This window comes from Halosolutus halophilus (genome assembly GCF_022869805.1).
GTDB lineage: Archaea > Halobacteriota > Halobacteria > Halobacteriales > Natrialbaceae > Halosolutus > Halosolutus halophilus.
In genome coordinates this window covers 2,630,113-2,648,770 of record NZ_CP094974.1, presented here as the reverse complement: position 1 = coordinate 2,648,770, position 18,658 = coordinate 2,630,113, and the positions used below count along the sequence as shown (strand labels likewise).

The window sequence follows — 18,658 nt, the reverse complement described above, 5'->3', positions numbered from 1 at the left end:
TGAAAACTGAGTTTATGACGGCAACCACGGAACCCGTTCGCGACCGAATCGACACCGCTCGTGGCGATCTCACGCCGATTCAGCTGGCGACGATCCTCCTCTTCGCGGCTGCGATCGGGTTCACGCTGCTGTTCCTTCAGGAAGCGATCGCCCACGACGCGATGCACAACTTCCGGCACGGGGCCGGGATCACCTGTCACTGATGCTCGTCGACTACCTCCAGCGGGGCGTCCTCGCGGGAACGATCGCCGGCGCGTGCTACGGCGGCTACCTCGCCGCGGTGGCCAATCCACTCGTCGAGTACATGGAGGGGCTGGACCACGGGGCCGGGCACGGTCACGAACACGCACACGGTGCCAGGGAGGCGGCACACGCCATCAGCGAGACGACCGCGGCCATCGTGAGCGTCGGAAGCGGCGTCCTCTGGGGGATCCTCCTCGGCGGGCTGTTCGCGCTCGCGTTTTACGTCCTCGAGCCGGCGCTGCCCGGCGGCACAGCCGTCAAGGCGTTCGTCCTCGCAGGAGCCGGGTTCCTGACCGTTTCGGTTACCCCGTGGCTGGTGCTCCCGCCGGCGACGCCGGGCGCGGAGCAGTCACTCGGGACGGACGCACGCATCGCGATCTACGCCGGGCTGATGGCTCTCGGTGCGATCGTGGCGACGGCGTCGATCCTCGGGTACGAGCGCGCGACGGCGCGAACGGGCGACTGGCGCTTCGGAACCGTCGTCGCGATACTTCCCGTCGTCGTGACGGTCGCCGTCGTTCCGCTCGTGACGCCGACGATCACGACGACCGCGCTACCGGCCGACCTGGTGACGGCGTTCCAGGGCTTGACGGTCCTGAGTCAGGCCGCTCTCTGGGTACTCGTGGCGAGCAGTTTCGCGTGGCTCCACGATGGCGTGGCGACGACCGACGACGCGGCGGCGTTCGACGGCAACCCGACGACACCATGAACCGCCGCACTGACCAGCAACGCGATCGGATCGGCGCGCAGGTCCTCGTCTGCACGACCGATCGCGACTCGGCGTACGCCTGCTGTGCGGACGCCGGCGCGGACGACGTCGTGGCCGCCGTCGAATCGTGGCTCCGCGATCGGAACGCGTTCTGGTCGCCGATCGCCGTGACGACGACCGCGTGTCTCGGCCTCTGTAGCGAGGACGGGACGGCGATCGCGATTCAGCCGCGCGACGAGTGGTACAGCGACGTCACGCCCGCCGACGTCCCCGATCTGCTCGAACGGGAGTTCGGTCCCGACGCCGAGTCGATCCATCGGCGGGCCGCGGACGCGTGAGCGGCCAGTCGGAACGCGTGAGTTCCCGTTGGAACGCGTACGTAACCCGTCGGCGACGGACGATCGACCCGACCGGTCGTCCCGGGACGGCAACTTTCTTTCGTACCTGTTACGTCAGCTATCGGTATGCCAGACCACGATTCCGAGACCGACGTCGTACTCGTCGACGGAGCACGAACGCCACACGGAACGCTGCTCGGCTCGCTCGCCGACGTCGAGGCCGTCGAACTGGGGCGGATCGCCCTCGACGGGTTGCTCGATCGCGTTCCCGTCGCGGGCGAGGCCGTCGACTGGGTGGGCCTCGGGAACGCCATCCAGGCCGGGATCGGCCAGGTCCCGGCCCGGCAGGCCGTCGTCGAGTCGTCCCTCCCGAACGAGACGCAAGTTACGACGGTCAACGAGGCCTCGGGATCGGGGTTGCGCGCCATCACGCTCGCCGCCGATCGAATCGCGGCCGACCGGGCCGACCTCGCGATCGCGGGCGGATTCGAGTCGATGACGAACGCGCCGTGGATCCTGCCCGACTACCGCAAGGGTCGCCGCCACGGCGATATCGAGGTCAAGGACTCGATGATTCTCGACTCGCTGTGGGACGTCAATCTCGACGTCCACATGGGCGAGATTACCGAGCGACTGGTCGATCGGGAGGGGATCTCCCGCCGAGCCCAGGACGAGTACGCGCTCGAGAGCCACCGGCGGGCGGCCGCGGCGATCGACGCGGGCGAGTTCGACGACGAGATCGTCCCGGTGGAGACGAACGGTGGGACGGTCACGACGGACGAGGGGCCACGACCCGATTCGACGCTGTCGGACCTGTCAGATCTACCGGCGGCGTTCCGCGAGGACGGCACCATCACGCCCGGCAACGCCTCGAAACTCAGCGACGGCGCGGGCACGGTACTGCTGGCCGACGCCGAGACGGCGGCCGATCGGGACCTCGAACCGATGGCGCGACTCGTCGACTACGATCTCGTCTACCGCGACCCCGACGAGTTCAACGAGGCCGTCGGCGACGTCGTCGAGCGACTGCTCGATCGGAACGGGCTGGAAGCCGGGGATATCGACGCCTACTGGATCAACGAGGCCTTCGCCGCCCAGTCGGTGTACGTCATGGACCGACTCGGTATTCCCCGCGAAGCGATGAATCCCTGCGGCGGCGCGGTCGCGTTCGGCCATCCGATCGGGGCTTCGGGAGGGATGCTCGCGGCCAGCCTCGCGTACCAGTTCCGTGACGACGAAGACGTGGACCGCGGACTGGTCGGCATGAGCGTCGGCGGTGGCGGGGCGATCATGGCGCTGTTCGAAGCGGCCTGACGGGCCGTTTCGGAAGCGACCCGATGCATCGTTCCGAGAGGTTTACCTATCGGCCGTTCCGATCTGTGACCGATGACGCTGTACTCGCGGGTGCGCCCGCTCGCGTTCGAGCTACCCGCCGAGACCGCACACACGCTCGGCAAGCGGACGCTCCGGGGCGTCCAGTCGACCTGGCCGACGCGGACGGCGCTATCGTACGCCTACCAGTACGAACATCCGGCACTCGAGGTCGACCTGTTCGACGCGACGTTCCCGAATCCCGTGGGCGTGGCGGCGGGCTTCGACAAGAACGCCGAGGTGACCCACGCCCTCGCGGCGCTCGGCTTCGGCTTCGTCGAGATCGGCACCGTCACGCCGTACCCGCAACCGGGGAACGATCGGCCCCGCCTGTTCCGACTCCGGGAGGACGAGGCGATGATCAACCGGATGGGCTTCAACGGGCAGGGGATGGAGCGCGTGAAAGCCCGTTTAGAGCGGGACGGCACGCCCGGAATCCCCCTCGGCGTCAACGTCGGCAAAATGAACTCCTCCTCCGAATCCGAGGCGATCGAGGACTACCGCCGGGTCTTCGATCGACTCTCACCGTTCGCCGACTACGTCGTGGTGAACGTCTCCTGTCCGAACACGCCCGAGGAGTTCGACGAGGGGGCGCCCGAACATCTCCGGGCGATCTTCGAGACCCTCGAGGACGAGAACGACGCGAACGTCCCGATCCTCGTCAAGATCGGTCCCGACTCGCCCGAGGAGTCGATCTTCGACCTCGTCGACATCGTCCAGGAGTTCGCCCTCGACGGGATCGTCGCGACGAACACGTCGACGCGCAGGGAGGGACTCGAGTCACCGAATCGCGAGGAGTGGGGCGGTCTCAGCGGGAAGCCGCTCGAAGACCGATCGACTGCGGTCGTCCGTTCGATCGCCGAATACACGGGCGGTGAGCTGCCGATCATCGGCGTCGGCGGCGTCGACTCGCCCGAGAGCGCCTACGAGAAGATCCGGGCCGGGGCCTCGCTCGTGCAACTGTACACCGGCTTCGTCTACGGCGGCCCCTCGACCGCGAAGCGGATCAATCGCGGGCTGGTCGAGTTTCTCGAGCGGGACGGATTCGCCTCGATCGAGGACGCAGTCGGGGCCGATCTCGCGTAACGGAAACCGTTCGCCCGCATTGATCGTCGTGCGGTACCGACGGTCCGTTATCAGCCGGGTTCGGGGTCGTCGATCGCGTCGTCGAGGCCGTGGTGCTCGGCCGGGCCGACGGCCTCCGCGGCCTGTTCGTCCCGGAGTTCGCGCGTGCTCGACTCCTCGACCTGCGTTTCGACCACCGGTTCCGTATCGCCCCCGGTGACGGAGAGATACACCGACTTGAGTCGATCCGTCTTGTCGGTCTCGGCTTCGGGTTCAGTCATCGTTCGACGTCGATTCTGGGTCACGGCAGGCGGGAATATATAAACGCATCACCACTTTCACGCTCTGGGAACGGTCCGAAACGATCGCCAGCACCGGTTCCAATCCTTCGACGGGCTATCGACGCCGTCAGCTACCCGCGGCTGAAGCCGTGGACCTCCGCCTCGATCATCCGGGAACGCGCCCCGCGGACGAGCAGACCCGGACCGCGTTACTCGACGTCCACGCGCGTCCCGTACCCCGATTCGCCGACGATCGAATCCTCCTCGAAGACGACCTCGCCGCGAACGATCGTTGCGATCGCCTTCCCGACGAACGACTCGCCCTCGAACGGCGTCACGCAGTTCTTCGAGTGCAGTTCCGCCGCGTCCGCGAGGGTCCACTCGCGATCGGGATCGACGATCGTGAAGTCGGCGTCGGTGCCGATCTGGAGCGACCCCTTCTGCGGGTACATTCCCCAGACCTGTGCCGGCCGGGTCGAGTGGCGGCGAACCCACTCCTCGAGCGTGAATCGCCCCTGATCGACGAAGGTGAGCATCGTCGGTACCTCGGTCTCGAGGCCGACGAAGCCCGAGACCGCGTCCCAGGTGTTGCCGAACGGGTCGTCGACTTTCTTTTCCTCCGGGGTGTGGGGCGCGTGGTCCGTTGCGAAACAGTCGATCGCGCCGTCGTCGATGCCGACGGCCCACAGTTGCTCCCGCTCCGCGGCGTCGCGGATCGGTGGCTGGATGCGCGCCGGGTTCCCTTTCTCCCGCATGACCTCCTCGGTGAACCAGAGGTAGTGTGGCGTCGTCTCGGCGGTCACGTCCACGCCGCGATCCTTTCCGCGCGCGACGGCTTCTGCGGCCGACCCCGACGAGACGTGGAACATGTGGATCTTCGCGCCGGTCTCCTCGGCGAAGGTAACCATCCGCTCGACGGCCTCTCGTTCGGCGATCACCGGCCGCGAGTGGGAGTGATCGATCGGGTCGTTCTTTCCCGCCGCCCTGAACTGGTCGGTGTAGTAGTCGATGATTTCCCCGTTTTCCTCGTGGAAGCCGAGTCGCTTCCCCGTCTCGCGGATCCGTTCCATCGCGTCGAGGATCTCGCCGTCGTTCGGCGGCGGGACGTCGCCCACCGTCGACCCGAGGAAGATCTTGTAACCCAGGACGCCGGCGTCGTCGAGATCGGGGATCAGATCGAGGTTCTCCGAGGTGACGACCGCGTAGCTCTGGAAGTCGACGTGCGCCGACGACTCCCCCCGATCGTACTTTACCTCGAGGTGTTCGGGCCGATCGATGACCGGATCGGTGTTGGGCATCCCGACGACGGTCGTCACGCCGCCCGCCGCCGCGGCGCGAGTCGCGGACTCCCAGTCTTCCTTGTACTCGAGTCCGGGTTCGCGGTTGTGGATGTGACAGTCGACGATCCCCGGCACGAGCACGTTCCCCTCGGCGTCGACGACCCGATCGGCCTCCGGAAGTCGATCGCTCCTGCCGACGGCCGCGATCCGGCCGTCCTCGACAGCGACGCCCGCGTCGGGGGTCCGCCCGGCGGGCGTCACGACGGTACAGTTTCGCACGACGAGGTCGACGGTCATTGCCGGGGGTTGTGGAGGGGCGCGCATATAGGTTCTGTTGCCCGCTTGCGGGTCGATGGCGGCCGGGCAGTAGCAACGAGTTACCCGATCGTAGGACGGGCGTAGGTGTCGGTACCGGTGAGATACTAATCAGCGCGAATCCCGTGGCCAGGGACAACCAATGGGTTCACACGCGCCCGAGACGCTCCGCGACAGGACGGTACTGGTGACCGGCGGTGCAGGCTTCATCGGCAGCCATCTGGTCGAGGCCCTGGCCCCGGCCAACGAGGTTCGCGTCCTCGACGACTTCTCGACCGGATCTCGCGACTACGTGCCCGAGGACGTGACCGTGATCGAGGGCGACGTTCGCGATCCGATCGCGCTTCAGAAAGCCGCTCGCGGCGTTGACGTGATCTTCCACCAGGCTGCCGTCGTCAGCGTCTCCCGGTCCGTCGGCGAACCGCGTCGGACCAACGGGACCAACCTCGACGCGGGCCTGCTGGTACTGGAGCAGGCCAGACAGGAGGACGCCAGGGTCGTCGTCGCCTCGAGCGCGGCCGTGTACGGCCATCCGGCCGAGTTGCCCGTCCCGGAAACCGCCGCGACCGAACCGACGTCACCGTACGGCGTCCAGAAACTGGCGATCGACCAGTACGCTCGTCTCTACGAGGAGTTGTACGACCTACCCACCGTCGCGTTGCGATACTTCAACGTCTACGGCCCCCGCCAGCGAGGTCCCTACAGCGGCGTGATCTCGACGTTCTTCGAACAGGCGCGCGCGGACGAGCCGATTACGGTCGCCGGCGACGGCGAACAGACGCGCGATTTCGTCCACGTCAGCGACGTTGTCCGGGCGAACCTGCGCGCAGCGACGACCGACGCCGTCGGGGCCGCGTACAACGTCGGTACCGGCGACCGGACCTCGATTCAGGACCTGGCGGAGACGATCCGGGAGGTAACCGACTCGTCGTCACCGATCGTTCACCGGGATCCCCGGGCGGGCGACATCAGACACAGCGGAGCGGACCTTTCCAGAGCGACGCGCCGGCTCGGGTTCGAACCCCGCGTGAGCCTCGAATCAGGGCTCAGGTCGCTCGCCGACGGGACGTCGATCGCCCCGGTCGTCGACCCCGACGGAACGCCCGACTCGAATACCGAACATACCACGTACGGCTGACGGTTACCCTCACGGTCGGTTCCCGGTGTCCCTGCACGGTCGGTTCCCGGTGTTCCTGTACGGACGAATGATCGTATCCCCTGCTACAGAGGGATCGATCGTCCAGATCGACTGGTGTCACCGATTCCGTACCGTCTCGAGCGCACTCGCCGATCGGTCATAACGGTCGGAACCGTTACGAAATCCCTGATTGATTTCGACCACGGGGTCGGTAGCCCGAAACCGCGTATACTCCTCGCACAGCCCGGTAAAGCTGGTTCTCATTGGCGTAGGTGAGAGATAACTAACGGTATCGACGGCCAACTACGCGGTATGAGTCTACTCGAAAGCTCCATCGTCTTCGCCGTGAGCCTGCTCATCGGCGCGGTGGGAATTTACGCCGGCGCGAAAGTGATCGTCGACGCGGAGGATTACACGTACGCGATTGTTACCGCACTGATCGGGGCGATCGTCTGGGGGCTCGTGGGATTCTTCTTCGGATGGATCCCGCTACTCGGCCCCCTGCTGGTCTTCGTCGCGTACCTCACGGTGATCAACGCTCGCTATCCGGGAGGGTGGGTCGACGCCGCTGCGATCACGATCGTCGCCTGGATCTCCGTCCTGGTCGTCCTGTACGTTCTCGCGCTCCTCGGCGTGACGGGATTCGAGGCGGTCGGCGTGCCGGGCGTCTAGACCGTCGATATCGGTCCGACGAACGGTCCGCGGTCCCGCTGTGTCGGTTCGGGTACGAACGAGTCCGATACCGCGCCGAGACCGGCGTCCGACGACGGACGTCGCCCCGGATCAGTTCGTCGCGACCGATTCCGGAAGCGGGTCGATGAGGACGACTGCTTCGCCGGTGACGACGAGTTCGTCCGCCGTTTCGACGATCGTCTCGAGGCGGTACCGGTCGCCGCCGAGGTCCTCGAGGACTTCCACGGTCGCCGTCAGTTCGTCCCCGACAGTGACCGGCCGGACGAACTCGAGATCCTGCGAGAGATAGACGGTGACACCCGGAATTCGGGCGAGTGCTGCGCTGATCAGTCCCGAAACGAGCGTCCCGTGGGCGATTCGGCCGCCGAACCGGGTTTCATCGGCGAACGAATCGTCGAGATGGAGGCGGTTCGTGTCGCCGCTCGCGGACGCGAAGTCGGCGACGTCCGACTCGTCGATCGGCTTCGCGAACGTAACGGCGTCGCCGACGGTGATCGCCGACTGCTCGTCGACTGTCCGGTCGGTCGTCCATCGCTCGTGGGCGATCGACGGAATCGAGGGCTCCGCAGTCGTCGATTCGCCAGCAGGGGCGGTGTCGGTCGTCTCAGCAGCGATCCCGTTGCCGTGACCGGTAGTGTACGTGTCGGACACGCCGAAGGCTGCGAGCGTCGCACGATTCGCCTCCCGCATACTCGCGACGACGTGATCGGATGCGCGGGACCAGGCCTGAATGGTCTCTGTGAGCGAAGTCATCTGTGTAGTTCGTACCTGCTCCTGGTACTCGAGGAACGATCGATCGTAATCCTCCCGGACTGTCCCATCGAGGTACGTGAGTGTGTTATCAGGTCTCGATGCTAATAAGAATAGTGGACAAAGTCACGGCTGACTTCATCTAGTCCGTACAGACGATCGTCGAAACGATAACTTAGTTCGTAAATCCGGGTGTAACTCGCGATAATAGTTGCGAACGTCCGAGCGTGTTTATTCGCGCGCTCAGACAACTGCGTGCCAGACCAATGAAAGATGACCGTATCACCGAGAGGAATCCACTGCCGGCGGGAACGGTAGGGGGACTCTGAACGCGAATGACGCCGAAATACCCCGCCGGTTGGCCGATCGAATGTTCCAGCCGGTCTGAGATACAGACAACACAGTAACACAACATGTCTTATAAGAAATACTTTGTAGAGCGGTCACGACGGTACAGGACGGGAGAACCGTGAGCGAGGTCACACCATCCCAGTTGCCATGACCCTCCGAACACTTCCATCCATCGCGTTCGCGTCGTCAATCGTCGCGGAGGCCGCGGGTCCCGCCCAGTCGGTGGCTCCCCTGCAGCTCCAGTGGGGGCCCCACCTCGCAGCGCTGGCCGGGATCGTTGCACTGGCAGTTCTCGGGGGTGTTCTCGCGCTCCGAAACCGACTCGAGGAGGCGAACTCGCTGGCGAAGACGGGCGATGACGGTGCGTCCACCGACGAGTTCCTGACCGATCGAGAGAGAGTCCGTCAGCTTATCACTGAGAACGGAGGCCGGATGAAACAGTCGGAAATCGTCAACGCCGTCGACTGGTCGAAAGCGAAAGTTAGTCGACTCCTCGCGGATCTCGAGGAGGACGGTCAGGTGACGAAACTTCGTCTGGGGCGGGAGAACCTGGTGTGTCTGTCCGGTCACGAACCGACTGCCTCCAAATCGCCGGAACGACCGCAGAACGAGTAGCACGAGGGATATCAGCAATCGTGGTTTTCCGCCATCGAACGAGTCACTGAAACCACCGCTGTCCGCGTAGTATCCAGTTTCTCGCCGTAATGGTAGTGTCGGTTTATACGTCCCAGCCCTCGATTCGGGAATGCCTTCACGGCACAAGACATGAACGCACGCAACCAGCTACTCGTAGTACTCACTGCGCTGATGCTGTTATCCTCTAGCGGGGCGATGGTTGCAGGGGCGGCCCCTGCTGCAACCGTCGACGAGCACGAGGACAGCGACAGTGATGACGAGATAGAGACAGAAAACGAGACACTCCCGAAGGACGACGAGAAAGCAGCTGACGACGACGCGGAGGTGCAAGCCAACGACACCCAGGGAGATGGACTCGAGGAAACTCCCGAGGAGGATCACCGATCGGCGATGGTGTCCTTCGAGGATCAGACGACCGACGGTGACACGGTCGTCGTCGAAAGCGTCACGATGGCCAGCGGTGGCTTCGTGACGATCCACGACAGCAGTCTGCTCGCGGGCAACGCGATCGGGAGCGTCATCGGTACCTCCGAGTATCTCGAGGCGGGAACGCACGAGAACGTCACGGTGACTCTCGACGAACCGCTCGAGGAGGACGAGACGCTCATCGCGATGCCGCATCGCGACACGAACAATAACCAGGTGTACGACTTCGTCGAGACCGAGGGCCAGGAGGACATTCCGTACCTCACCCCTGACGACGAACCGGTGACGGACGATGCCGTCGTCACTCTCGACGAAGAACCGGATGCCGTCGACGAGGAGGACGAACTTGAGGACGAAGACGAGTTCGACGACGATAACGTAACCGACGACGAAGACGAGCTCGACGACGATAACGTAACCGACGACGAAGACGAACTCGACGACGATAACGTAACCGACGACGAAGACGAACTCGACGACGAAGAGGTAACCGACGACGAAGAGGAGCCGACCGAGGACGAGCGCGCCCTCGAAGTAACCGTCGAACAGGCGACCGTCTACATCTTCGTCATCGGTGATGTCACCGACGAAGACGCCGAGCTAGACGACGAGGAGGACGAACTCGATGAGGAAGACGAGGTAGACGAGAACGTCACCGAAGACGAAGACGAACTCGATGAAGAGGACGAACTCGATGAAGAGGACGAACTCGATGAAGAGGACGAACTCGATGAAGAGGACGAACTCGATGAGGAAGACGAGGTAGACGAGAACGTCACTGACGACGAGGAAGACGAACTCGATGAGGAAGACGAGGTAGACGAGAACGTCACCGAAGACGAAGACGAACTAGACGACGAGGAAGACGAGGTAGACGAGAACGTCACCGAAGACGAAGACGAACTGGACGAGGAACCGACCGAATCCTTCACGGTCGAGAACCTCTCCGCGCCGGAGAACGCGACCGTCGGTGACCAGATCACCGTCTCCGCGGACGTCTCGAACCCCAACGACGAGGAGGCGACCCAGGAGATCCAGTTCCGACTCGAGGGTGACCTCGTCGACTCACAGAACGTGACGCTGGACGCTGGGGAGAACGAAACGGTCGAGTTCGACGTCGACACAACCGACATCGAACCCGGCGAGTACGTTCACATGGTCCTCAGCGACGAGTTCGGTGAGGTCGCCTTCATCGAACTGACCGAAGCGGAGGACGACGGCTTCGACGACGAAGACGAACTCGACGACAACGAGACCGACGACGAGGATGGACTCGACGACGACGACGAACTCGACGACAACGAGACCGACGACGAACTCGACGACAACGAGTCCGACGACGAAGCGGACGCAGCGGTAATCGGCTACGCGAACAGCTAACCGTTCGCAGCCGCACAGCGGACAGGGAGTCTTTTTAGCGGTCGACGGTGGCAGAGCGGATGGTACCGACGGTTCGTCGGGCGTCGACTCCGTTCCGACTCCGTCCGCGTCGTGCACGTCGGGCAGTTCGCCGACTGCACGACGCGATCGAGACGACCCGTCGGCAGTCGGTCAGGAGAACAGACTGTAGAGGCTGGTCGCAGCGACGGCGAGCAACACGAGGACGCTCGACAGGACGGAATCCACGCTCGCGAACAGCGGCAGTCCGAGGCCCGCGAGCGCGATCACGACGAGACCGAAGACGCAGAGCCCGAGGTGCAGTTTGAGGATCGACGATCGATCGGAGTCGTGGCCGTCGACGTACTGGAGGACGTCGTCGAAGTTCGGGCCGGGCTGGATCGTCTTCGCGTCGGAGTCGTACTCGATGACGGCGTCTTCCTGGAGCTGAGGCAGATGGGTCTGCTGGAGGGAGACGTAGACGCTCTTGTAGAGGTTGTTCGGGACAGGGGTCGTATCGGATTCGTTGGCGGCAATCTCGGTCGCGACGTCGGAGACGTCGACCGTCCCCGATTCAGCGGCGAGCAGTTGGACGATAGCCCGTCGTCTATCGTTTCCGAGGATGTGGAAGACCTCGCTTTCCGCGAGCGACTCAGTTCGGTTCCTCTGAACGGACATTGATCGGGAAGAAAACGCGATCGACGGACAGTCCACCACCTTGTACCATGTACCACCCTGTTCGCTAACCACTAACTTTAACGTGCGGTATTAGTTGCGACGTATATTCTCCGGTAACAAAAGTAACGACAGCGAACTATTTCGTGACAGAAGACGACGTTTCGGACCGTGCGCGAGCGGGATCAGTCGCCCGGAAGGTGACCGCCGGACTGCATCTCCCGATAGGTCGTACAGGCGGGACACCCGTGGACGACATCGCCGTTGTCACCGAATACGCGCGCAAACTGCTGCGTGACGTGTGTTCCGCAGTTACGACAGCGGGCTCCTGCCGTCGACGATTCCATCGGCTTCCAGTTGTGCTGTGTGGGTGTCATGTATGGGGGGTTTGGACGCGGACGAGTGACCGATCGTCCCTGTCGGGGCTGTGCGCGCGCCGGAAGTGGATCGACGCATCGCACGGTCCACAGTCGTTCCCTCGGCCCGGGTGCAGTACTCGGTGGCCGATGGCCGGTGGAACGCACTCGTCCGACATCACCCATCAGAGGGAAGCAGATGTGAATAAAGGACGTTGACTGTTCACCTCGGACGCGATTCGACGGCGCGGGAAATACACTGTTTCTGACCGGCATCCGCGGATACCAGCCGTGAAGAGGCCACAAACCGGCTAGTCGAGAGAGCGGACGTCAACGTGAATTCAATCGGGTTGACCTGCATTCGACGGCAAAACAGCCGATTGAATCTCTGGTGATTTCGACGAAAGCTATAATTTCTCGACCGTAACGAAATATTTCGCGTTCGAATGAGCACCCTTCGGAAAATAAAGTACATCGTTATAAAATACCACTATCGCTTATCGATTCTATCGCTGGAAGAAATGGAGGACCTCGCGCGAGTGGTGGACTGCGAGTCCGAACAGCTGGCATCGACGCCTCTCGACACGGAGAGCGAGCGAATCGACCCGGCGAAGACGGGTGATCACGAGCATGTCAACGCAAGCGAGTAATACGCGATCGGAACCGTCGAACGATCCGGCAGCCCAGCTCGACGTCCTCGGGGACGAGTGTGCCCGGACGATTCTCGTTGCGACGAGCGACGGGCCGAAGACGGCGAAGGAACTGACCGAACGGACGGATAGCTCGTCGGCGACCGTATACCGACGAATAAACAATCTCCTCGAAAGCGATCTGCTGGCCGAGTGCGTGCGGTTCGACGAGGACGGATCGCACACGACTGCGTACGAGGCGACGGCCGAGACCCTCTCCGTCCGGATCGGGGCCGACGGAATCGAGGTATCGGTAGCACGTAATGACAGCTACAGTAGTCACTGATGGCCGGTGGAGACGCGATCAGGCGTCGGCTGTGCGATCGGTGTGTGAACCGTTTCGGGTGAGACGATAGTCGTCACGGCAATCATACTCGGACACTGTTCAGAAACTGAAACGGTCACCGGAACGAACCGTTTCGTACGGGTAGCTAATTCTGAAAGAAGCGCTAATACGGCTGTATGATACGGATAACAAATATCTACTCAGTGGAACGGTCACTGTGATTGAGCAATGCACGATCTGACCGGTTTCCAGCGAGACCTCCTGTACGTGATCGCGGGTGCCGACCGCCCGTCGGGGCAGACCGTCAAAGACGAAGTCGAGAAGTACTATAGCTCCGAAATCAATCACGGCCGTCTATATCCCAATCTCGACACCCTCGTCAACAAAGGTCTGGTCGAGAAAGGGCAACTGGACCGACGGACGAACTACTACGCGATCACCGACGAGGGCCGCCAGCAGATCGACGAGCGTCGCGAGTGGGAAGAACAGTACGTCGAATTCTAACGGTCAGGCCGTGTCGATGGAGCAGCGGTGCCACCGGCACCTCGACCGTCGATCGCCGAGTCGGCACAGCTTTCTCACGAACGATTCGGCGTCGTCGGCACGTACGAGTGACATAACAAAGCGATTGAAAACGAACTACGAGTCGGATATGACCGTCGTATCGTCCGCAGTCGACGACAACCGGATCGACGTGGTGTCGCAGCGATGAGTCATCGAACGAACACCTGGACACGGATCGGACTCGTCAGACGGTATCCGAGCGATCTCGCGCTCGTGTCCGTCGCAGCGGTCCTGGCTTACGTCGTGATAGCGAACCTCCCCGCTGGGAGTGCACTGCGACTGGCTGCCACGGTGCCGCTCGTACTGTTCCTTCCGGGGTACGCCTTCGTCTCGCTGTTGTTCCCGGCCGCCGAACGCGACGCTCAGGCCGCGGCGACGAGGGCGCCCGAGCAACGACCCCGCGGCATCGACGCGATCGAGCGGTTCGGACTGGCGATCGCGCTCTCGCTCGCGATCGCGCCACTGGTAGCGCTCGTCCTCCCGTTGACCGACTGGGGATTCGATACGGCGTCGTCCACGGCTGCTCTCGCCGTCGTGACGATCGGGTTCGCACAACTGGGCGTCGTTCGCCGGCTTCGAACGCCGCAGTCGAAACGGTTCACCGTCTCGCCGCTCGCCGCGCTGGACCGACTTCGGGGGACCGGAAGCGGCAGCTTCAGGTTGTCGTCGGTGCTCCTGGTCGTGACGATCGGTGTCGCCGCCGGTGCGCTGGTGCTGGCGTTACTCGCACCGGTATCGGCGGGTGGCTTCACGGAGTTGGGGCTGTACACGGAGAACGAGGAGGGCGAACTGGTCGCCGGCGAACTGCCGGACGAGGTCGCCCCCGGTGAGTCGATCCCGGTCACGATCTCGATCGAGAACCAGGAGGGTGACCACAAGGACTATACGCTCGTCGTCCAGCAACAGACCGTCGTCGACGGCGAGGTCGTCGAACGAGAACAGTTACGCGAAATGGACGCCTCCGTCTCGGACGGGGGAACCGGAACCGGCGAGCGGGAGATCACGCCCACGGCGGACCCGGGTGAGACCGTCCGCATCAGCATCCTGCTGTACGACGAGGAACCGCCGGCGGAACCGACCAACGAGAACGCGATGGAGGATACCTACTTCTGGGTGACGGTCACGACGGAATAGCGCCATCGATGCTCGCGACGATAGCGTAGCGTCGCTGATCGTCACGTCGACAGTACGTGACCGATCCTCACACCGTCAGCACGCTGTCGATCCTCACACCATCAGTACGTCGCCGATCGTCACACCGATAGGAGCGCGCCGTCGACGGTGGTGGCGTCAGAGTGCGCGTCGCGGAACCGCAAAATAGCGGCTCGACATCCCGTTCGATCGGGGCGTCGATCCACCCGAACTGTGACTGGAGACGGCGTCGACTACCGGCCAACGTTGCCGAAAGAGCGCCCGACGTCGGGCTGGCGAGCGACGTGCTGTGCGAGCGCGACGCCGAGGACGACGACACACAGCACCAGCGCGACGACGGGAGCGATCGCGGTCGATATCGGACCGATCGAGAGCCACGACACCGCGAGTCCGACGACGCCGAGCGTCGTCACCGACGCGTAGATCCGGTGCCACGATCGCTGATCCTCGAGTCGGCGATCGAGGTAGGGTTCGAACAGTTCCTCGCTGGGCAGGAGATCGATCGTGTGGTCGTCTGGATTCCAGTCGACGATCGCGTGATCCTCGAGCATGGGCAGGTGCGTCTGGTAGAGCGAGATGTAGACTCGGCGTCGTTGCGTCCGGGTCACGTCCTCGGGAGCCGTCTCGTTCTCCCAGGCGGCGACCTGCTCGACGAGGGGAGCGAGGTCACAGGAGCCACCGTTTCGTTTCAGATACTGGACCGTCCGTCGTCTCCGGGCGTTACTGAACACGTCGAACAGTTCAGCTTGCGTGAGTTCACTGTCAGTCATGGGATGCTCTCGCGTTCCCGGCGTCCGGGTGTGTTCGGATACCGCACACACCAGTGTGACACCCTGAGTCCCTTTACTATCGCTCAGCTACCCTCGAGAAAGGGAATTGTACCAGTTAGGGCTCGTGACTGACGGCTAATCTAATGTTTCCGGTACCGTGAACGACGAAGGCGGAAGAATACGGTATCGACCGGTCCCCAGCCGTCGGACTCCCGACTCCGATATCGTTGCCCGTGTAGTTCGCGGCTACGGACCACTCAGGGTCGGGATAACAAAGCCTCGTTACCGGCTGTGTCAGGACGACTGCCCACGCGGGTATCGATACTGCATGAAGGACACTGATTCCGACGAGAACATCGACGAACGGACGGCGATCGGGTCAACCCGCCCGAACGTAATCGAGGTGTGTCGCGGTGGCTGAGTTCGTCAGCGGAACGAACTGTACCGTCGACGACGACGCCACGATCGGCTACGGCGAGTTCGACGAACCGACGCGGGTCGGCGACGGGGCGACGATCAGGGCCGGCTCGATCGTCTACGGCGACGTGACGATCGGTGACGGGTTCACGACCGGACACGACGTGCTGGTCCGGGAGGGCACGACCGTGGGTGACGACGTGCTCGTCGGGACGAAGACCGTCATCGACGGCCAGACGACGATCGGCTCCCACGTGAGCTTACAGACGAACGTCTACGTCCCGACCCAGACCACGATCGCGGACAACGTCTTCGTCGGCCCGGGTGCGGTCCTGACCAACGACGAGTACCCGATTCGGACCGACGACGGGCTCGAGGGTCCGACGATCGAGGAGGGTGCGTCGATCGGGGCGAACGCGACGTTGCTCCCCGGCGTCACGGTCGGGGCGAACGCGTTCGTCGCGGCAGGTGCCGTCGTCACCGAGGACGTGCCGGCCGACACGCTCGCAGTCGGAACGCCGGCCACGGTACGATCGCTTCCCGAGCCCCTGGAAGGGCCGAATCAGCTCGCATGACGAACACAGACACCGATACTGACGTCGAAACTGACATCGACGCCGGAACGGACAGCAGCGACGCCGGTGCCGACGCGGAGTCGCTCGAGTCGGACGCCGGGTACGAGACGGTTCCGATCGCGGATCCCGACCTCGGCGGGGCCGCCGTCGATCGGGTCCGGTCGGTCCTCGAAAAAGGTGCGCTCGCCGACGGACCGGAAGTCAGGGCCTTCGAGAAGGAATTCGCCGCCTTCTGCGGCGCCGATCGTGCCGTCGCGACCTCGAACGGGACGACGGCCTTGCACGCCGCACTCGAGGCCCTCGGTCTCGAGGAGGGAGACGCGGTCGTTACCTCCCCGTTCTCCTTCGTGGCGAGCGCGAACGCCATCAGGCTCGCGGGCGGCGTCCCGGTCTTCGCCGACATCGACCCGGAGACGTACACGATCGATCCCGAAGCCGTCGAACGCGTCGTCGGGAAGCGAGAGGACGTCGTCGGCCTGTTGCCCGTTCACCTCTACGGGCTGGCCGCTGACATGCCGGCGCTGCTCGACGTCGCCGACGACTACGACCTGTTCGTCGTCGAAGATGCCTGTCAGGCCCACGGCGCGACGATCCGGGGGAAGCGCGTCGGCCAGTTCGGAGACGCCGCCTGCTTCTCGTTTTACCCGACGAAGAACATGACGACCGGGGAGGGCGGGATGGTCACCACGACCCGGACGGACGTCGCCGACGGCGTCGCCCGCTACGTCAACCACGGTCGCGCCGAGACGGGGACCGGCGGGTACGACCACGTCGAACTGGGCCACAATCACCGGCTGACGAGCCTCGCCGCGGCCATCGGCCGCGCCCAGCTCGAACGCTTGCCATCGTTCAACGACGCACGACGGGAGAACGCGGCGGTCTACGACGAGGAACTGGCCGAACTGCCGGTCGAGACGCCGACGGAGCCGCGGGGGTATCGCCACGCCTATCACCAGTACACGGTCCGGACGGACGATCGGGCGGAACTGGCGGCCACGCTGGACGCACACGGCGTCGACACCGCAGTCTACTACGAGACGCCGATCCACCGCCAGCCCGCCTACGAGTCGGTGAGTACGGCCGCGACGCGGCTGCCGCGAGCGGAACGGGCGGCCGACGCCGTGCTCTCGTTACCCGTCCACCCCGGACTCTCCGAACGGGATCGCCGTACCGTCGTCGAGGCAGTACGGGACCACTACACCAGCAAATGACAGACGATACTCAATTTCGGGCCGGCGTCATCGGCGTCGGCTCGATGGGCGAAAATCACGCACGCGTGTACAGCGAACTCCCGAACGTCGACCTCGTCGGGGTTTGCGATCGGGATCGAACCGTTGCACGGCGAGTCGCGGGCGAGTTCGGGGCAGCGGCCGTCACCATCGACACGTTGCTCGATCGCTGTGACCTCGTGACCGTCGCCGTGCCGACACACGCCCACGTCGACGTCGTCTCGACCTGTCTCGAGGCCGGGACCCACGTCCTCGTGGAGAAACCGATCGCCGGGTCGGTCGCCGACGGGCGTGCGCTCGCGGCGAAGGCCCGGGACGCGGGACTCGTCCTGCAGGTGGGCCACATCGAGCGGTTCAACCCCGCCGTCCAGACCCTGACCGAGTTGATCGACGACCTCGACGTGATCGCCGTCGAGGCCGAACGGCTGGGACCGCCGGTCGATCGCACGGCCCGCGGCAACGTCGTCTTCGACCTGATGGTCCACGACGTCGACGTCGTCGGAGCGATTCTCGACGAACAGCCGAGCACGATCACCGGGACGGGAACTGACGACGGCCAGTACGCGACGGCGACAATGCAGTACGACGGCGTGATCGCGTCGCTGACGGCGAGTCGCCTGACACAGAAGAAAGTCCGGAAACTGACGGTGACCGCTCGCGAGTGTCTCGTGGAGGTCGACTACCTGGAACAGTCCGTCCTGATCCACCGGGACTCGTATCCCGAGTACCTCACGGACGACGGGCAGAACCGGTATCGCCACGAGAGCGTCGTCGAACGGCCGCGGGTATCGAACGGCGAACCGTTGCGACACGAACTCGAAGCGTTCGTCGAGGCCGTCCGGACCGATTCGAAGGCCGAAGTTCCCCCTGAAGACGGAATCGCGGCACTCGAGACGATCCAGCGGATCGACTCGCTCGTCGCGGACGACCCGTCCCCACCGGAACGGGAGGTGGAAGCGTGACGGATCCGGT

22 protein-coding genes are annotated in these 18,658 nt (G+C 64.1%); 16 read left to right on the top strand and 6 right to left on the bottom strand.

Annotation, left to right across the window (positions count from 1 at the left end; all coding sequences use genetic code 11):
- The first annotated feature begins 14 nt into the window (after window positions 1–14).
- The 5 genes from MUG98_RS12925 (at window position 15) to MUG98_RS12905 (ending at window position 3,747) form a co-directional block, all read left to right on the top strand.
- The gene (locus tag MUG98_RS12925; RefSeq protein WP_265107859.1) at window positions 15–203 is read left to right on the top strand and encodes a CbtB domain-containing protein; all 189 of its coding nucleotides are present in this window, start codon (window positions 15–17) and stop codon (window positions 201–203) included.
- The gene (locus MUG98_RS12920) at window positions 203–952 is read left to right on the top strand and encodes a CbtA family protein (protein ID WP_265107858.1); all 750 of its coding nucleotides are present in this window, start codon (window positions 203–205) and stop codon (window positions 950–952) included. The genes MUG98_RS12925 and MUG98_RS12920 overlap by 1 nt, the downstream gene beginning before the upstream one ends.
- Window positions 949–1,290: a (2Fe-2S) ferredoxin domain-containing protein gene (locus MUG98_RS12915; protein WP_265107857.1), complete on the top strand. Its 342-nt coding sequence runs from the start codon at window positions 949–951 to the stop codon at window positions 1,288–1,290. The genes MUG98_RS12920 and MUG98_RS12915 overlap by 4 nt, the downstream gene beginning before the upstream one ends.
- Window positions 1,291–1,416: 126 nt before the next feature.
- Window positions 1,417–2,604: a thiolase family protein gene (locus tag MUG98_RS12910; protein ID WP_265107856.1), complete on the top strand. Its 1,188-nt coding sequence runs from the start codon at window positions 1,417–1,419 to the stop codon at window positions 2,602–2,604.
- Window positions 2,605–2,676: 72 nt separating this feature from the next.
- The gene (locus MUG98_RS12905) at window positions 2,677–3,747 is read left to right on the top strand and encodes a quinone-dependent dihydroorotate dehydrogenase (protein WP_265107855.1); all 1,071 of its coding nucleotides are present in this window, start codon (window positions 2,677–2,679) and stop codon (window positions 3,745–3,747) included.
- A 50-nt stretch (window positions 3,748–3,797) separates the two neighbouring features.
- Here MUG98_RS12905 and MUG98_RS12900 read toward each other — a convergent pair whose 3' ends face one another.
- The gene (locus MUG98_RS12900) at window positions 3,798–4,007 is read right to left on the bottom strand and encodes a hypothetical protein (protein WP_265107854.1); all 210 of its coding nucleotides are present in this window, start codon (window positions 4,005–4,007) and stop codon (window positions 3,798–3,800) included.
- Between the two features lie 209 nt (window positions 4,008–4,216).
- Window positions 4,217–5,584 carry an allantoinase AllB gene (gene allB / locus MUG98_RS12895; RefSeq protein WP_265107853.1) on the bottom strand — a complete coding sequence of 456 codons (1,368 nt, stop codon included), beginning with the start codon at window positions 5,582–5,584 and terminating at the stop codon, window positions 4,217–4,219.
- A 160-nt stretch (window positions 5,585–5,744) separates the two neighbouring features.
- On the opposite strand from allB, the gene MUG98_RS12890 reads away from it, so the two are divergent.
- Window positions 5,745–6,740: an NAD-dependent epimerase/dehydratase family protein gene (locus tag MUG98_RS12890; protein ID WP_265107852.1), complete on the top strand. Its 996-nt coding sequence runs from the start codon at window positions 5,745–5,747 to the stop codon at window positions 6,738–6,740.
- Window positions 6,741–7,052: 312 nt separating this feature from the next.
- Window positions 7,053–7,412, top strand: a complete 360-nt coding sequence (locus tag MUG98_RS12885) for a hypothetical protein (protein ID WP_265107851.1) — start codon at window positions 7,053–7,055, stop codon at window positions 7,410–7,412.
- Window positions 7,413–7,523: 111 nt separating this feature from the next.
- On the opposite strand, the gene MUG98_RS12880 is transcribed toward MUG98_RS12885, so the two are convergent.
- A complete protein-coding gene (locus tag MUG98_RS12880) occupies window positions 7,524–8,186 on the bottom strand; it encodes a MaoC family dehydratase (protein ID WP_265107850.1) in 663 nt (220 codons plus the stop codon).
- Between the two features lie 495 nt (window positions 8,187–8,681).
- Here MUG98_RS12880 and MUG98_RS12875 point away from each other — a divergent pair, with 495 nt between their 5' ends.
- Together MUG98_RS12875 and MUG98_RS12870 are read left to right on the top strand one after the other, a co-directional pair.
- The gene (locus MUG98_RS12875; RefSeq protein WP_265107849.1) at window positions 8,682–9,149 is read left to right on the top strand and encodes a helix-turn-helix transcriptional regulator; all 468 of its coding nucleotides are present in this window, start codon (window positions 8,682–8,684) and stop codon (window positions 9,147–9,149) included.
- A gap of 150 nt (window positions 9,150–9,299) precedes the next feature.
- Window positions 9,300–10,976, top strand: coding sequence for a DUF7282 domain-containing protein (locus MUG98_RS12870; protein ID WP_265107848.1), 1,677 nt, complete (start codon window positions 9,300–9,302; stop codon window positions 10,974–10,976).
- A 171-nt stretch (window positions 10,977–11,147) separates the two neighbouring features.
- Here the strand turns inward: MUG98_RS12870 and MUG98_RS12865 are convergent, their stop codons facing one another.
- Together MUG98_RS12865 and MUG98_RS12860 are read right to left on the bottom strand one after the other, a co-directional pair.
- Window positions 11,148–11,651 carry a DUF7344 domain-containing protein gene (locus MUG98_RS12865; RefSeq protein ID WP_265107847.1) on the bottom strand — a complete coding sequence of 168 codons (504 nt, stop codon included), beginning with the start codon at window positions 11,649–11,651 and terminating at the stop codon, window positions 11,148–11,150.
- Window positions 11,652–11,833: 182 nt separating this feature from the next.
- The gene (locus tag MUG98_RS12860) at window positions 11,834–11,995 is read right to left on the bottom strand and encodes a DUF7563 family protein (RefSeq protein WP_246969724.1); all 162 of its coding nucleotides are present in this window, start codon (window positions 11,993–11,995) and stop codon (window positions 11,834–11,836) included.
- Window positions 11,996–12,525: 530 nt separating this feature from the next.
- Between MUG98_RS12860 and MUG98_RS12855 the strand changes: the two genes are divergently transcribed.
- The 4 genes from MUG98_RS12855 to MUG98_RS12840 all read left to right on the top strand — a co-directional run bounded on the left by MUG98_RS12855 (window position 12,526) and on the right by MUG98_RS12840 (window position 14,677).
- Entirely contained in the window at window positions 12,526–12,654 is a 129-nt protein-coding gene (locus MUG98_RS12855) for a hypothetical protein (protein WP_265107846.1), read from the top strand.
- Window positions 12,635–12,979, top strand: a complete 345-nt coding sequence (locus MUG98_RS12850; RefSeq protein ID WP_265107845.1) for a winged helix-turn-helix domain-containing protein — start codon at window positions 12,635–12,637, stop codon at window positions 12,977–12,979. Before MUG98_RS12855 ends, MUG98_RS12850 begins: the two co-directional genes overlap by 20 nt.
- Window positions 12,980–13,207: 228 nt before the next feature.
- Entirely contained in the window at window positions 13,208–13,483 is a 276-nt protein-coding gene (locus MUG98_RS12845) for a PadR family transcriptional regulator (protein ID WP_265107844.1), read from the top strand.
- 204 nt (window positions 13,484–13,687) lie between these two features.
- Window positions 13,688–14,677, top strand: coding sequence for a DUF1616 domain-containing protein (locus tag MUG98_RS12840; RefSeq protein WP_265107843.1), 990 nt, complete (start codon window positions 13,688–13,690; stop codon window positions 14,675–14,677).
- A gap of 251 nt (window positions 14,678–14,928) precedes the next feature.
- On the opposite strand, the gene MUG98_RS12835 is transcribed toward MUG98_RS12840, so the two are convergent.
- A complete protein-coding gene (locus MUG98_RS12835; RefSeq protein ID WP_265107842.1) occupies window positions 14,929–15,465 on the bottom strand; it encodes a DUF7344 domain-containing protein in 537 nt (178 codons plus the stop codon).
- A 413-nt stretch (window positions 15,466–15,878) separates the two neighbouring features.
- Between MUG98_RS12835 and MUG98_RS12830 the strand changes: the two genes are divergently transcribed.
- From MUG98_RS12830 to MUG98_RS12820, 3 genes are read left to right on the top strand one after another with little or no spacing between them, the layout of a single operon-like run.
- The gene (locus tag MUG98_RS12830; RefSeq protein ID WP_265107841.1) at window positions 15,879–16,457 is read left to right on the top strand and encodes an acyltransferase; all 579 of its coding nucleotides are present in this window, start codon (window positions 15,879–15,881) and stop codon (window positions 16,455–16,457) included.
- Window positions 16,454–17,668 carry a DegT/DnrJ/EryC1/StrS family aminotransferase gene (locus tag MUG98_RS12825; RefSeq protein WP_265107840.1) on the top strand — a complete coding sequence of 405 codons (1,215 nt, stop codon included), beginning with the start codon at window positions 16,454–16,456 and terminating at the stop codon, window positions 17,666–17,668. Before MUG98_RS12830 ends, MUG98_RS12825 begins: the two co-directional genes overlap by 4 nt.
- Complete coding sequence (locus MUG98_RS12820) at window positions 17,665–18,648, top strand: Gfo/Idh/MocA family protein (RefSeq protein ID WP_265107839.1); 984 nt, start codon at window positions 17,665–17,667, stop codon at window positions 18,646–18,648. Before MUG98_RS12825 ends, MUG98_RS12820 begins: the two co-directional genes overlap by 4 nt.
- Window positions 18,649–18,658 lie beyond the last annotated feature (10 nt).